Origin of the sequence: Anaerovorax odorimutans DSM 5092 (assembly GCF_000426305.1) — a bacterium.
Lineage (GTDB): Bacteria > Bacillota > Clostridia > Peptostreptococcales > Anaerovoracaceae > Anaerovorax > Anaerovorax odorimutans.
The window spans coordinates 114,939-129,881 of sequence record NZ_KE384518.1 but is presented as its reverse complement, the minus strand read 5'-3'; the positions used below and the strand labels follow the sequence as shown (position 1 = coordinate 129,881).

The window sequence follows — 14,943 nt, the reverse complement described above, 5'->3', positions numbered from 1 at the left end:
GGTTTTCTTTTATTCTTTTCTTTTATTAAACAAATAGATTTACATTGGATTCTTCTGCATCACCTAAATAAGCAGCAACTCCTGCAAAATCTACACCATCAATTAATTCATCTTTTGTAATGCCCATAACATCCATAGACATGGTGCAGGCTATTAATTTTACGCCATTTGCCATTGCCTGTTTCATTAAATCTTCAAGAGAATCAATATTTTTATCTCTCATTACTTTTTTCATCATTTTAGTTCCCATGCCGCCCATATGCATCTTTGAAAGAGATAATTTAGTTGTTCCTCTTGGCATCATGGAGCCGAACATATTCTCGATAAATGGTTTCTTTATATTTTGTTTTTCTGTTTTTCTTAGAGCATTTAAACCCCAGAAAGTGAAGAACATAGTTACAGGTCTTCCTAATGAAGCTGCACCGTTGGCAATAATAAAGGAGGCTAAAACTTTATCTAAATCACCGCTGAATACAATTATCGTTTTTCCTTGCGGAATTGATACAGCCCCAGAAGGAGTACCCGAGCTATTGGTATCTGCATTATTATTTGTTCCTTTTTGGATATATACAATATTTTCTTTTCCTATTCTTTCAGATTTAACAAGTGTATTTCCTGTACGCTTGCACCAAGCATCAATATCACGAGCAAATCCCATATCTGTAGCGGAAACTTGAATAATATCACCGGGTTCAATTTCGTTTACTGTGTTGAAAACACGCATTATAGGTCCGGGACATTGAAGACCGCTGCAATCTAAGACTTTTTTTGCAACTATATTATTTAAATCTATTTTCTTTTCATTACTTTCATTGCTATCTTTCTTATTACTTACAGAAGCTGATGTGTCAGTCGTTTTTTTTTCCGTATTTTCGTGAAAAACAGATTTATAAAGTGTAGTTCCTCCTGGATAAACTTTTACATTTTTAAATCCACTATTCATAAGTATTCTAGCTGCATTGTAAGATCTTACTCCGATTGCACAGTAAGGTATAATTAATTTATCTTTATCCAATTCTGATAAACGCTGACGAAGCTGACCAAGTGGTATATGATAAGAGTTAGGAATTTCAAAAGCCATCCTTTCAGCATCTTCACCAACATCAAGGATAATCTGTTTACTTGGATTTTCGTTCAGAGTTTTTTTTATATGATCCCAAGAAGTAAATGATACTAAGCCATTTAATATATTTTCAGCTACAAAGCCTGCCATGTTTACAGGGTCCTTTGCTGAAGAATATGGAGGTGCATAAGCTAGTTCTAATTCACATAAATCGTGAATAGTTCCACCCATACGCTGAGTAGAAGCGATTACATCAATCCTCTTATCAACACCTTCTAAGCCAACGATTTGCGCACCAAATATATTACCTGAAGGATCAAATAATAATTTAAGGGTTAAAGGGGTTGCTCCCGGATAATATCCTGCATGTGACTTTTGATTGATAAGAGCAACATAATAGTCTTTATTTACTTTTTTACCCATTTTAATCAATGTTTTTTCATTTATACCTGTAGTTGCAACAGTTAAGTCAAATACTTTTGCAACAGAAGTTCCTTGAGTACCCTTGTATTCTTCCAGCTTATCTTTAGCTCCGTGAGTTTCTTTAAAAATATTGTTTGCACAAATTCTTGCTTGTTTATTGGCAGGACCTGCAAGAGGTATCATAGTAGGATTTTTTAATACGTAATCTTCAACTTCTATTACATCACCTACAGAATATATATTAGGGTCAGAAGTTTTTAAATTTTTATTGACAACAATTCCGCCTCGTTTATTTAATGTCAATCCTGCATCTTTTGCCAGCTGACTGTTAGGTTTTACTCCAATGGATAAAATAACTAATTCTGTATCAATAGTTTTTCCGCTTTGAAGTTCTATAGTTGTAACTCCATTGTTATGTGAAAAAGATTTTACACCGTCACCTAATAACAAGTTCACATTATTCATTCTCATATTTTCATGAAGAAGCTGTGCCATTTCATAGTCTGCTGGTGCCATAACCTGATCTTGCATTTCAACAAGTGTTACCTCACATCCTGATGCGTGAAGATTTTCTGCCATTTCAAGACCTATAAATCCGCCGCCTATAACGGTAGCTCTTTTAGGCTTTTTTTGCTCTATAAAGGCTTTTATTTCATCTGTATCAGGAATTGTCCATAGTGTATTAATTCCAGGACCGTCTATACCAGGGATGTTAGGCTTTAAAGGAGAAGAACCAGTTGCTATAACTAAAGTATCATAGTTTTCCACATATTCTTCTTGAGTTTTTACATTTTTGATAACAACACTTTTTTGTTTTTTATCAATAGAAACGACTTCATTACTTGTTCTTACATCGATATTAAATCGACTTTTCATCACTTGCGGAGTCTGAAGCAATAAAGCTTCTCTTTCTTTGATAACATCTCCGATATAGTATGGTAGACCACAGTTTGCATAAGAAATGTATTCGCCACGCTCTAAAATGATAATTTCCAAAGATTCGTCCAATCTTCTTAATCTCGCAGCAGTGGTTGCTCCACCGGCAACTCCACCAATAATTACTACTTTTTTACTCATATCAAAATCTCCCATCAAGTTTTATTATAAATTTGTTTTTTTAATAACAATCTCTTTTATTGTACCCATTTTATTAGGAAATAAAAATTTGGTCAGTGATAAAGTCACATTTACTTGACAAATACGATAGTACATAGGAGAATAAATTATGGAGGATAGATATATGGGAATATTAGATTTTAAACTATTAGAAGAGATATTTCCTTTTTGGAAGGATCTTACCGAAGCAGAAAAAGATGAGTTTGCCAGAAATACAAATCTGCGTAATTATGAAAAAGGTGAGCATATTCATGGCGGAGGTCAGAATTGTACCGGACTGATTGGGATTAAAAGGGGAAGGTTAAGAGTTTATTTACTTTCTGAAGAAGGCAAAGAAGTTACCTTATTTAGACTTTTACAAGGGGATACTTGTATTCTTTCAGCTTCTTGTATTGTTAAAAATATTTCTTTTGAAATACAAGTAGAAGCAGAAAGCCAAATGGAACTGTTAATTGTAAACCCTTCTGTATATGATAAAATTGCAAAGGAAAATACGGCGGCATCTTCCTTTATGAATGAATTGATTTCTATGAGGTTTTCTGAAGCTATGTGGATAATGGAACAGATTTTGTTTATGAAGCTTGACAGAAGGCTGGCAATTTTTCTCATAGAGCAATCAAGCCTTGAGGAATCAGATATTATTAAATTGACACATCAGGAAATTGCTGATCATTTAGGAAGTGCAAGGGAAGTCATATCCAGAATGTTAAAATATTTTTCAGGTGAGGGTATGATAAGTGTTTCACGAAGAGGGATTAAACTTTTAGACAGAGAAAAATTAATGAAAATGATGTAATGGGAGTTGAAATGTTAAATATTTTAATTGTAGGACTTGGAGGTTTTATCGGTGCAGCAGGCAGGTACTCACTGGGATTGTTAAATGGGAGGTTATATCCTATTGTAATATTTCCTATAAATACTCTTGCAGTTAACGTAATCGGTGCACTGGTTATAGGAATGGCAGAAAAATATTTCCTTGAAAGCGGTAATTTCGGAAGCAGCCTTCAATTATTTTTAATGGTTGGAGTATGTGGAGGCTTTACTACTTTTTCATCTTTCTCCCTTGAAACAATAACTTTGTTTGCTTGTGGAAAGACTTTTATTGCTGTATGTAATATAGTATTAAATGTGGTTATTTGTCTCATTTTTGTTTTGATTGGGAGAACAATAATGGGTAGAATTTTATTATAATAGTGTTGAAAACAGAGGTAATTAAAATGGAATACATAGAGCATCCTTGGGATGCCATTTATAATAAAGAATCAAAGATACTGATTTTAGGGAGTATGCCATCACCTAAATCAAGAGAAGTAAATTTTTATTACGGTCATCCTCAAAATATTTTTTGGAAGACTTTAGCACAAGTTTTGGAGGATGATGAGCCTGAAAACAGTCCTGATGCGCGCAGGGAATTTCTAATAAAAAACAAAATAGCTGTTTGGGATGTTTTGGCTAGCTGCGAAATAAAAGGAGCAAGGGATGAAAGTATAAAAAATGCTAAGGTCAATGATTTTCATGATATTTTAAATAATTCTAAGATTAAAGCTATTTTTACAACGGGTAAAGCAGCAACGGAGCTGTTTAACAAGAAATGTTCGGAAAGAGTAGGAAGGGAGGCGATTTATTTACCGTCTACAAGTCCTGCTAACAGAGCTCAGCAGGCAAAGTCTGAATTTATGGAAAAATGGAGGCAGATTAAACTTTATTTGTAGAAAAAAGGGGGAATCTATGTGAATAATTTAAAAAGAGTAGTTACCGCATCTCAAATGAAACAAATAGAAAAAAATGCAGCTGAACGCGGTTTATCCTATTATGAAATGATGGAGAATGCAGGAACTCAAGCTTTGAATTTTATTAAATCAAGAGAAACTCTGAAAAATAAAAAGATTTTAATCTTTTGTGGTAAGGGTAATAACGGGGGAGACGGATTTGTAGTTGCAAGGCAGGCTTTTCAATATAGTTCACATGTTAAAGTATTATTAGTTGATGGTGAGCCGTTAACTGAAGATGCCGTAAAAAATTATGAGCTTATAAAAAAATTAAAAATTGAGATTACAAATATTGAAGAGGAAAATGAGAACTCGTTATCCCTTGATGAAGCGGATATTATTGTTGATGCTATTTACGGAACAGGATTTCATGGAATTTTAAGAGAAAACGCAAGAAAAGCAGCTAAATTAATAAATCGTTCCAAAGCCAAGGTTTATGCATTGGATATCCCAAGCGGTGTAAATGGTGATACGGGTGAAGTGGATTTAGAGGCTGTCTATGCAGATTATACAATAGCCTTTGACAGCTGTAAACCTGCTCATGTTATGAAAGAATTGGCATTTCATTTAGGAGAGACAGTGTGCGTTGATATTGGAATTAATGAATCATGTTATGAATTTTTAAATAAGTAATAAATGAAAATAACAAAAATCCCCCCTAAATTTAGGTAACCTCCTAAAAGTTGAATTTTTAGGTCTAACTTTTGGAGTCAGTTCAAATTGCTATAATTAAAGGGGGGTTATGTATTGTTTTTAACTGATTATAATTAATATATTTTTTCCGGAAAGGGCTATAAATGAGAAATAAATACTTTTTAGTTTTTATATTAACTTTTATAATTGTTATTATATCTATATCATTCATTTTAAATTATACACAAAATCCAGCACTTATTAGCTCTAACGAGTATGAAGACACACTTGAACTTGGATTAAAAGATAATGGATTAACAAAAAATGATATATTGTATATTGAATCAATTAAAGACTCTGAAAAACTAATTTTTATAACTAAAGATAACGCTTTATCAGTTGCATGTATTTCTAAAAATAATGATGAGTGGTCATATAAAAGATTATGCTGTTTTCTTGATTTTGAAACCGAGTCATCTTATATATATGATTTAATGAAAATAACTACAATAAAAAACAATGATTATTATTTATTTAGAGGGAAAATATTTGATCCTAATATTAAAAAAGTTACATTATTAAACAATGATACAATAGTAAAAAATACTATAATAAAAACAATAAATAATACTTTTTTCTTTACAATTACAGATACAGATAATATTTTAACTAATCTACAATTTAAAGCCTATGATGTAGAGGAAAATATTATCTATCCATAATAAAATATTTTATTTTTTAAAAATCATTCGTTTTTTATTACTTCTTTTAATTTAACTATATTTTCTCATACACAATTCTATAAGTTCATTGATCGTTTCTGTTAAATATTTATTTTTATGATATATTATTTTAAACTGCCTTTTAAATTGTATATTTTTAATTGGTATTTCATAGAGTAATCCTGCTCTAATTTCATTTAGTACCGCAAGTCTGGAAATAACAGAGATGCCTAAGTTTTCAATTACAGCCATTTTTATAGTATCTGCATTATTACATGTCCACGTACCTTTCCATTTTATTTGATTTGCAGTCATAATATCTTCAAATGTTTTACGGGTACCGCTGCCTTTTTCTCTAATAATAAATTCTTCTTTTTCAAGCGCAGTTGGTTCTATTATTGATCTTTTAGCAAATGAGTGTGCTTTCCCGCATATCAGAACTAATTCATCATCCATAAGGGGTTTAGATATGATATCTGATGATGTAAGCTCTCCTTCCACAATTCCCATATCAATTTGATCATGAAGAATCATGGATTCAATTATCTGTGTATTGTTTTCAAAGACTTCAATATGAGATTGATTATTTTTTTCTTTAAAAGTTGAAATTAATTTAGGCAATATATAGGTTCCTATTGTAACGCTGGCACCAATTCGAACAAAACTGTTTTTATGAAGTAATTTCATATCACTTTCTATTTCCGTATGGATGCTGATAATGTGGCATGCATAACTTAATAATTTTTCCCCTGCTTGTGTTAAATAAAGTTTTTTTGATAATCTTTCAAAAAGACGAACACCATAGTATTTTTCAAGCTCTGCAATGGCTTGACTTACAGCTGATTGTGACATGAAAAGAGATTTTGCGGCTGATGTCATATTCATTTTATCACATACCGCAACAAATATTTTAAAATGTCTTAAAGTCAAATTAAATCCTCCTCCTCATAAATAAGTAATCACTTATTATTACAATTAAATAATACTATTTTACTTATAAATGGTCAAGGTGTAATATAAGATTGAAAGAAAAAGGAGGAATACAAAATTGAACACTATTATAAATAAACTGCCTGGTATAGGACTTGCTGCTGTAATTGCTGTTCCTGCCTGGCTGCTTGGAAAAGAGTTCCCAATTATAGGCAGTCCTGTTTTAGGTATTTTATTCGGAATGCTTTTAGCATTTCTTAAAAGACCAGAGCAATTTAATGAGGGAATTAGATATACTTCGAAAAAATTATTACAATATTCTATTATACTATTAGGATTTAATATGAATTTATATAATGTTTTTAAGGTGGGAAAACTGACATTAGTTTTAATGATATTTACTTTGACATCAGTTTTTTTAACTGCATATTTAGCAGGAAAAGCATTAAAATTAGATGGGAATACAAAGACTCTAATCGGTGTGGGATCGGCAATATGCGGTGGATCTGCCATTGCAGCTGCGGCACCTGTGATTAATGCAAATGATGAAGAGGTAGCAAGATCTATTTCTACCATATTTTTATTTAATGTTATTGCTGCTTTTTTATTCCCCTTTTTAGGTCATGTATTTGGGATGAGTGATCAAAGCTTTGGAATATGGGCTGGAACAGCAGTTAACGATACTTCATCAGTAGTAGCAGCAGGGTACTCTTTTAGTAATGCAGCAGGAGATTTAGCAGTTATTGTTAAACTGACGAGAACATTAATGATTGTACCTATAACACTTGTGCTTGCTTTTTATACTTCAAAAAGATTAATGGAAGATCAGAAGGGAAGTTATAGTTTTGTTAAAATCTTTCCGTGGTTTGTACTTGGGTTTGTGATAGCTTCAGTTATTAATACCTTTTATTCACTTCCAACAGGTATGAGCGAAGTTTTGGTAGAAATAGGGAAATTCGTTATAGTAATGGCTATGGCTGCAATCGGATTAAATACTAATCTGATAAAGCTTATAAAAAGTGGTACAAAGCCAATACTATTAGGTCTTATTTGCTGGTTTGTTTTATCAGTTACTTCACTTGTGGTTCAAAAGATATTATTTAATATTTAAATCATATGTTTGATAAAGCTATCTGCTTACTATTTGATTTTTGTAAATTCTTAAAGTATTTTGCAATACTCAATCTTATGCACTGCAAAGTACTTTAAGAAATAAGCAGTGTATTAACCGATAGAAATTTTTCTTTCAGTTCCTTCATTTAGTAAATTCCATAGTTCTTTTTCATTGCTGTCTTTTATGGCATTACGATATTGACTGAGCTTTTCAATTATACAATCAATTTCAAAAACCAGATTTTCGTTATTTAATAAAAATAATTCTGTCCACATATCTTCATTTAATTTTGCAACTCTTGATAAATCTTTGTAGCTTCCTGCAGAGAAACCATTATGCTTTTCTGCGGTAGGACTTTTTATATAAGCACTGGAGACTACATGAGCAAGTTGGGAAGTAAAGGCGATAATTTTGTCGTGTTCTTTTGGAGAAGCTATTTGAACATTTGTAAAACCTAAAGCGACGAGAAGTTTTTTTAATTTATCCATAATCTCAATTTTTGTATTAGTAAAAGGTGTTAATACCATTGATGCATTCTTAAATAAGGATTTTTTAGAATGTTCAAAACCTGAGTATTCTATTCCTGCCATAGGGTGAGCACCTATAAAGGTAAATCCCTTTTCTTCAGCAATGGGTTTTACCGTCTCGCAGATTATATCTTTTACACCACAGCAATCGAGAATAATAGAGCCTACCTTAAATTGATCAGCGTGTGACTTAATAAAATCTATCGTATCTTTTGGATAGAGAGCTATTATTATTAGATCACACCCACAAATCATATCTTCTTCAAGTTTTCCGTCAATTGCTTCTAATAACTGTGCTTTATATATAACTGACTCTACAATATCTGTCCCATATACTGTGTTGTCAGTATTTTGTTTAATAGCTTTTGCAATAGAACCACCAATAAGTCCCAAACCTATAATTCCAACTTTCATTCTTTTCTCCTTCCAAATTAATTTATTTGTCATTAAATGCAAATGGTAAAATATTATTTACGCATTTTGCTAAATCATCAAAAGCTTCCGGTGTCAATGACTGAGGACCATCACACAGAGCATGAACAGGATCATTATGAACTTCTATAAGTAATCCATCTGCACCAGCAGCTGTTGCAGCAAGAGACATTGGTTTTACCAGCTTAGAAAGTCCTGTAGCATGACTTGGGTCAACAATAATTGGTAAGTGTGTCATAGTTTTTAATAAAGGAATTGCGGAAAGGTCTAAAGTGTTTCTTGTTGCCGTTTCAAATGTACGGATTCCTCTTTCACAAAGAATAACATTTTCATTACCGCCTGCCATGATGTATTCGGCACTCATTAAGAATTCTTGAAGAGTACTTGAAAGACCTCGCTTTAATAAAATAGGTTTATTTGTTTTACCAAGTTCCTTAAGCAGTTCAAAGTTTTGCATATTTCTTGCCCCTACTTGAATCATATCTACTTCTTCAAACAAATGAAGATGAGATAGATCCATTATTTCTGTGACAATAGGAAGGCCTGTAACTTTTTTAGCTTCTAAAAGTAATTCTATGCCTTTTTCTCTCATCCCTTGAAATGAGTAAGGAGAGGTACGGGGTTTAAAAGCACCGCCTCTGAGCAGCCCTGCTCTGGATTTTTTTACACTTTCTGCAATAGAACAAATTTGCTCTTCAGATTCAACGGAGCATGGCCCTGCTATAATTTGAAAATTTCCGCCCCCTATTTTCACACCGTTTATATCTACGATTGTATCTTCTGGATGAAATTTCCTGTTAGCATTTTTATAAGGCTCTTGAATTCTCTTGACATCTTCCACAATATCCAATGCGTTGATTAAATCAATATCCACAACTTCGGTATCTCCTATGAGCCCCATAATAGTTGTATTTTTCCCTTTTGAAAAATGAATATCAATATCTAAACTTTTTAACCAAGTAATAAGATTATTTAGTTGTTTTTCATTTGAATCGTTTTTTAAGATTACTATCATTTTTTATTCCTCCGTTTTTTAACTATATTTTGTTAAACTAAAAAAGCTCCGTAGTGAATTTCACTACGGAGCCCAATTATTTCTCTTAGAATTTTAATCAGTTTAAGAAGAATAACAGTGCATTTTTGCGGTGAAACTCAAATAAGCCTTATTCCAATAATAAGAAATAAAGCTAACGTAATACCATTCAGTTGCAAAAATACAATTTGTCATTTTAATCTCCAAAACTAATTAAGATAATTTTTACCATCATAGCACAATTAAAATATTTTGTAAATAGTAAATGAGTAAATATAACCATTTTTTATTTTCTTCATATAATGGCTATATATAACAATTAAAAAATTAAATAAGAATGGGAGTAATGTTATGGCGATTAAAATATTTATTGACCAAGGTCATAATCCTGTAAATCCCAATGCAGGTGCAGAAGCAAACGGAGTCATAGAGCAAGATGTGAATTATGAAGTAGGTGTCAGATTAGCAGAGCTTCTTAATAATAATCCTAATTTTGAAGCAAGGTTATCAAGAAATTCTCCTACAGAACAATTGGGAACAAGTACTTTAACTAGCTTGCAGGCTAGAACTGATGGTGCAAATAATTGGGGAGCTGATTTTTTTATAAGCTTACATGCTAATGCAAGTAACATTGTGGAAGCTAGCGGAAGTGAAGCTTATGTATATATGTTGGAAAGTCCTGCGTATTATATGGCAACACGTATTTTACAAGGATTAAATTATAGGACCGGGTTACCTAACAGAGGTGTTATGACTAATCAGAGACTTTATGTATTAAGAAATACTGATATGCCGGCTGTTTTGGTGGAAATGGGGTATCTTACTAATCCTACAGATGCCTATTTACTTTCTACAGATCCTCAGAGCTTTGCTCAAGGTATATATAATGGGATACTTATGTACTATGGATTAATGCAATAAAAGCCAAAGTAAAGGCGATCTATACGATCGCCTTATTAGCAATAGAAGAGGGGATAGACGTGTTTAAAGGAGTTAATTTTATATATTGTAATCCACCCTACGATAAATTATTAGACAGTATTATTGATCCGATTTTAGAATATTTACCACAAGCTACAAAAGAAATTGCCATAAAGCCTGAAATGCTTAATATAAGTTTTTTCATTGAATCATCACATAAATCTGTTTCTTTTATGTCTCATGGTATAGGAGATAAGGGGTGGAGAGATGGGAAGCAGGTTAAAGATTATGATTATATATTTGTATCTGGACCATTTTGGAAAGAAAAACTAATCTATCAAGGAATTGATGAAGAAAAAATCTTTATTAATGGATTCTCAAAATTAGATTATATTTTTAAAAACAGAAAAAAACATCTTGATAAAGACGATACTATTCATGTTCTTTATGCACCGACACATAATACTAATTTAAAAGATGTGCGGTCAAGTTATCCTAGGCTTATAGAAAGTATTAAAATCGTTCCGCCTGATATTAAATTTGTGTCATCTTTGCACCCATTTAATAACAAAGGAGTTTTTACTTTAGATTTATTTGATTGGGCTGACGTTGTTATCAGCGATTGCAGTAGTATTATTTACGAAGCATTTGCCCTTGATATTCCTGTTGTATTTCCAGATTGGCTTGTAAAAGAAGCAGTGTTAGCAATAAATAAAAATACTTTTACTGAAATGATATATAAAAATAAAATTGGATATCACGCTAATTCTATTGATGAATTATGGGAAGCTGTAAGATTTGCGGCTAGAAAAGGACTGGATACAGAAACGAAAAATTTTATTGAAGGAATATTTCCCGGGAATTTAAGAGGAAATTCAGCAAAAGTTACAGCGGATTTATTAAAAGATATTTGTAATTCATATAAATAAAAGGGGTGCTGTTCAAAGTGGATGCAATAATTTTAGCTGCGGGTAAAGGATCAAGAACAGAGCTTGAATATCCAAAACAGTTCATGTCACTTGGAGGAAAACCGCTTTTTATTCATAGTGTGGAAATGTTGTATGGAATAGAAGGTATAAATAAAATTATAATTGCAGTAATACCTTGTATGCGAGAGATATTTCAAAATATACTAAAGCAATATAATTTTGAAAATATCATTTGTGTTGATGGCGGTGAAACCAGACAGCAGTCTGTGTATAATGCACTTAAATATTGTATGGAAGAAAGAGTTATTATTCAGGCAGCTGCCAGACCTTTTGTGACAAAAGAATATTTACAAGAATTGATATCAATGGAAGGTGATGCTATAGTTCCATATAGCGAGCAGATATATTCAGTAATCCATAAAGATGGATATTATTTAAACAGAAATGATTTAGTTAGCATACATTTACCTCAAATTTTTAATACCACTGTTTTAAAAAAAGCACATGAATTAGCTGTAGGGAAAAATTATATTGAGGATTCGGAACTTGTTTTCAATGAATTGGGTATATTTCCGAAGTTAGTAAAAAGTATAGAAGGTAACTTTAAAATTACGAATCCTCTCGACATAAAAATGGCTGAATTAATATATGAAAATATGTAATCTTAAAGTAAATTGAAATAACTTTTATATAATTTTGAGAGACAATTTTCCCATAAAAAATTAGCTTCTATATGCTTTTTAAGACCAGGATTATTTTTTTGAGTAAGTGAGGTACTAATACTGTTTTTTATGTCGTATCTATCATAAGGGTTGCAGTAAACCGCCATATTTTTAAAATATTCCACAGCACTTCCTTCAAGTGTGGAAATAATTTTCGTACCAAAATAGCCTGCTTCAAGGCTTGAAAGCCCTGGAGTTTCAACGAAGCTGCATAGTATGTGCAGCTCTGCATTTTGGTATAAATACCGTAATTGATTATAATTTGCGAAACCCCAATAATGAACATTTGGCAGGGTAAGGCAGTTTTTTAAATATTGTTTTGAATTTGTAGTTCCCGCAAGTATTACGTTGATATCTAGTTCATTTGCCATTTGACATAATAATAATTGATTTTTTCTGGGGCATACTCTTGCGGCGCATAGGATGTAAGGCTTAACGGAATTGATTTTTTGTGACATTTCTAAAGACTCGGATGCTGTTATATTATTTTCTGATACACCACTATAAATAATTTCATAGGGGAAATTATTTTCATTATCTAATTCTAATGCTTCCATTTCAAGCATACTTGAAGGATATATAAGTGTACATCCTTTTATTATTTCTTGCCTGAACTGTTTTTCATATTCCCACTGCTTTATGTTTTGAATATCGTTCACATATTTATAAAATTTACTTATATCCCAATATATGGGTGTTAATACAATGAGCTTATTAAATTTTTGTGCAATTTTAAAATATTTATATGTTTCACTAAGTCTTGTAAGATTAAATAAATGGATAATATCGTATTCCGTATAATCTAGTATTGTTCCGTCATTAATAGTTACAAATAAACCTTTTTCCTTTAAATATTCAGCTGTTTTCAGCAGTTGAACAGAATCCCCTGCCATATTAGTGAGATAGTCCTTTCTTATACATAATAAAATTTTCAATTTAATCCCCCTTTTAAATTTTGAGTAGCAACGTTTCTCATATGTACATAGTATATATGAGAAATGTTTTAATAATGAGTAAAGGAGGGATTTTTTTGTCTCGCAATAATAAAGTAAAATATCGTTGCTGTTGCAATAATTCTTCAAATATAAATCTGAATATGTTTGAGAGATGTATTTTTAAAGACTGTATTACAGTAGGACCTATAGTATCAAAAGAATGTAATGACTGTATAATTGTGTCGTCTTATGAAAATTGCAAGAGCTTTGGAAGAGTTATTACACCTGGGGAGCCTGTATTAGCACCGGAAGAGGCTGTATATGCTGAAATTTTAAAAGGTAGTTTTTGCATAACTTCTGTGAAAGTAATAGACATTATTCCATCTTCACATGAAAGAAATTGTTGGAATATGGAAATTTATTACGAATTTAAATTCAAATTACAGTTATTTGATATAAATGATCGAGCTTTGAAAGTAAAAGATTGTCCAAAAACATATTTAGAGTCTTTAAAAGCAAGCAGACCAAAAGATTATATTAATGCAGGCGCTAGTTGTTACAGCCAAGTACATCTGTATAACTGCAAGTCGGATTTATGCTGTGAGGACTTTATTTGTGAACCGGATTGTTGCAGCCAGATTTTTATAAAAGCGAAAGCATATCCAGTGGATTTATTCCTAAGAAAGCCGTCATGTTGTGATTTTTACGATGATATCTGTGATGATGATGACATTTGTTTTGAACAAAAATTCGATCCTTGTCTGGATGAATTCTATGACCCGTGTGATAATGACTTTTCCAATCCATGCAGTGATTTTTGTTTCGATCGACCTTACAATCCTAGTTTAGATAAATATGATTTAATTGATGATGAATTTGATGATGAATTTGATGATGAGTTTGGTAATAAATCTAATAATGAATTTAGGAATAATTTTAATAATGAATTTATTGGTGATCCTTATGTTGAACCTTACAGATATGTATATATGACTGTTAGAATATCGGGAAATATTGATTTTGATATATAGCCATATTTTTAAAAAGGTTAAGTCCCATTGCCCAAACGTAAAAAAGGAGATATAGTGCAGCTATACTCCTTTTTTATGTGAGGAATGATAATAAAATTATATTAATAATTGGCAGAATTCAGAGTTTCTAACTGAAAGAGCAAACAGAGTTTTTAATTATAAAAGAATTTTAGATAAATAATGTTGACATTTAAATTCGTCATATGTAGAATATAAATATAATATATTCGTCAATTGTAGAGAAAGAGGAAATCGTATGAATAAATCGATAAAACGTCTGCCTGATTCAGAACTGGAAATTATGATGATTATATGGGAAGCAAATAAACCGGTTACTTCTGCATATATTCAGGAAAAATTAAAAAATAGAAAGGAATGGAAAATAACATCTATTTTAACATTTCTTGCGCGTCTCACAGCAAAGGGATTTATTACGAGTACACGTCAGGGAAAGATTAATATTTATTCTGCTGCTATCAATGAACAAAATTATCTGGAAAGCGAAAGTAAATCTTTTTTAGAAAAAATGTATGGTAATTCTCTTACAGCCTTTGTTTCATCCCTTTATAAAAGCAAATCAATAAGTGCCAAAGACCTTGCTGAACTAAGAGAATTTATTGATAAGGCAGGTGAGGAGGAATAG

The 14,943-nt window shown here is 31.6% G+C and carries 16 protein-coding genes; 11 read left to right on the top strand and 5 right to left on the bottom strand.

The features are described 5' to 3' along the window. Positions 1 to 25: 25 nt before the first annotated feature. A complete protein-coding gene (locus K292_RS0113345; RefSeq protein WP_027400247.1) occupies positions 26 to 2,563 on the bottom strand; it encodes an FAD-dependent oxidoreductase in 2,538 nt (845 codons plus the stop codon). 148 nt (positions 2,564 to 2,711) lie between these two features. Here K292_RS0113345 and K292_RS0113340 point away from each other — a divergent pair, with 148 nt between their 5' ends. The 5 genes from K292_RS0113340 to K292_RS0113320 all read left to right on the top strand — a co-directional run bounded on the left by K292_RS0113340 (position 2,712) and on the right by K292_RS0113320 (position 5,726). Continuing rightward, complete coding sequence (locus tag K292_RS0113340; protein ID WP_051280752.1) at positions 2,712 to 3,398, top strand: Crp/Fnr family transcriptional regulator; 687 nt, start codon at positions 2,712 to 2,714, stop codon at positions 3,396 to 3,398. Positions 3,399 to 3,409: 11 nt separating this feature from the next. After that, positions 3,410 to 3,793, top strand: a complete 384-nt coding sequence (gene crcB, locus K292_RS0113335; protein ID WP_027400245.1) for a fluoride efflux transporter CrcB — start codon at positions 3,410 to 3,412, stop codon at positions 3,791 to 3,793. 26 nt (positions 3,794 to 3,819) lie between these two features. After that, positions 3,820 to 4,314: a DNA-deoxyinosine glycosylase gene (locus K292_RS0113330; protein WP_084146024.1), complete on the top strand. Its 495-nt coding sequence runs from the start codon at positions 3,820 to 3,822 to the stop codon at positions 4,312 to 4,314. 18 nt (positions 4,315 to 4,332) lie between these two features. Next, positions 4,333 to 5,004 carry an NAD(P)H-hydrate epimerase gene (locus K292_RS0113325; protein ID WP_027400243.1) on the top strand — a complete coding sequence of 224 codons (672 nt, stop codon included), beginning with the start codon at positions 4,333 to 4,335 and terminating at the stop codon, positions 5,002 to 5,004. A 164-nt stretch (positions 5,005 to 5,168) separates the two neighbouring features. Next, on the top strand, positions 5,169 to 5,726 hold the full coding sequence (locus tag K292_RS0113320) for a hypothetical protein (RefSeq protein WP_027400242.1): 558 nt from the start codon (positions 5,169 to 5,171) through the stop codon (positions 5,724 to 5,726). A gap of 51 nt (positions 5,727 to 5,777) precedes the next feature. Here the strand turns inward: K292_RS0113320 and K292_RS0113315 are convergent, their stop codons facing one another. Then, positions 5,778 to 6,656: a LysR family transcriptional regulator gene (locus K292_RS0113315; protein WP_027400241.1), complete on the bottom strand. Its 879-nt coding sequence runs from the start codon at positions 6,654 to 6,656 to the stop codon at positions 5,778 to 5,780. Positions 6,657 to 6,774: 118 nt separating this feature from the next. Here K292_RS0113315 and K292_RS0113310 point away from each other — a divergent pair, with 118 nt between their 5' ends. Next, positions 6,775 to 7,767: a YeiH family protein gene (locus K292_RS0113310; protein WP_027400240.1), complete on the top strand. Its 993-nt coding sequence runs from the start codon at positions 6,775 to 6,777 to the stop codon at positions 7,765 to 7,767. Between the two features lie 113 nt (positions 7,768 to 7,880). Here the strand turns inward: K292_RS0113310 and K292_RS0113305 are convergent, their stop codons facing one another. Both K292_RS0113305 and aroF read right to left on the bottom strand, forming a co-directional pair. Then, entirely contained in the window at positions 7,881 to 8,711 is an 831-nt protein-coding gene (locus tag K292_RS0113305; RefSeq protein ID WP_027400239.1) for a prephenate dehydrogenase, read from the bottom strand. Between the two features lie 22 nt (positions 8,712 to 8,733). Beyond that, positions 8,734 to 9,744: a 3-deoxy-7-phosphoheptulonate synthase gene (gene aroF, locus K292_RS0113300; protein WP_027400238.1), complete on the bottom strand. Its 1,011-nt coding sequence runs from the start codon at positions 9,742 to 9,744 to the stop codon at positions 8,734 to 8,736. A 369-nt stretch (positions 9,745 to 10,113) separates the two neighbouring features. Here aroF and K292_RS0113295 point away from each other — a divergent pair, with 369 nt between their 5' ends. Genes K292_RS0113295 through K292_RS0113285 form a run of 3 tightly spaced genes read left to right on the top strand, consistent with a single transcriptional unit; the run spans position 10,114 to position 12,274 of the window. Continuing rightward, positions 10,114 to 10,683: an N-acetylmuramoyl-L-alanine amidase family protein gene (locus tag K292_RS0113295; protein WP_027400237.1), complete on the top strand. Its 570-nt coding sequence runs from the start codon at positions 10,114 to 10,116 to the stop codon at positions 10,681 to 10,683. Positions 10,684 to 10,742: 59 nt separating this feature from the next. Beyond that, positions 10,743 to 11,612, top strand: coding sequence for a glycosyltransferase family protein (locus K292_RS0113290; protein ID WP_027400236.1), 870 nt, complete (start codon positions 10,743 to 10,745; stop codon positions 11,610 to 11,612). 17 nt (positions 11,613 to 11,629) lie between these two features. Then, positions 11,630 to 12,274, top strand: coding sequence for an IspD/TarI family cytidylyltransferase (locus K292_RS0113285; RefSeq protein ID WP_027400235.1), 645 nt, complete (start codon positions 11,630 to 11,632; stop codon positions 12,272 to 12,274). Positions 12,275 to 12,276: 2 nt separating this feature from the next. Here the strand turns inward: K292_RS0113285 and K292_RS0113280 are convergent, their stop codons facing one another. Further along, positions 12,277 to 13,269 carry a glycosyltransferase gene (locus K292_RS0113280; RefSeq protein WP_027400234.1) on the bottom strand — a complete coding sequence of 331 codons (993 nt, stop codon included), beginning with the start codon at positions 13,267 to 13,269 and terminating at the stop codon, positions 12,277 to 12,279. Between the two features lie 95 nt (positions 13,270 to 13,364). Between K292_RS0113280 and K292_RS17250 the strand changes: the two genes are divergently transcribed. Further along, complete coding sequence (locus K292_RS17250) at positions 13,365 to 14,300, top strand: hypothetical protein (RefSeq protein WP_037373224.1); 936 nt, start codon at positions 13,365 to 13,367, stop codon at positions 14,298 to 14,300. 256 nt (positions 14,301 to 14,556) lie between these two features. Continuing rightward, positions 14,557 to 14,943, top strand: a complete 387-nt coding sequence (locus K292_RS0113270) for a BlaI/MecI/CopY family transcriptional regulator (protein WP_027400233.1) — start codon at positions 14,557 to 14,559, stop codon at positions 14,941 to 14,943.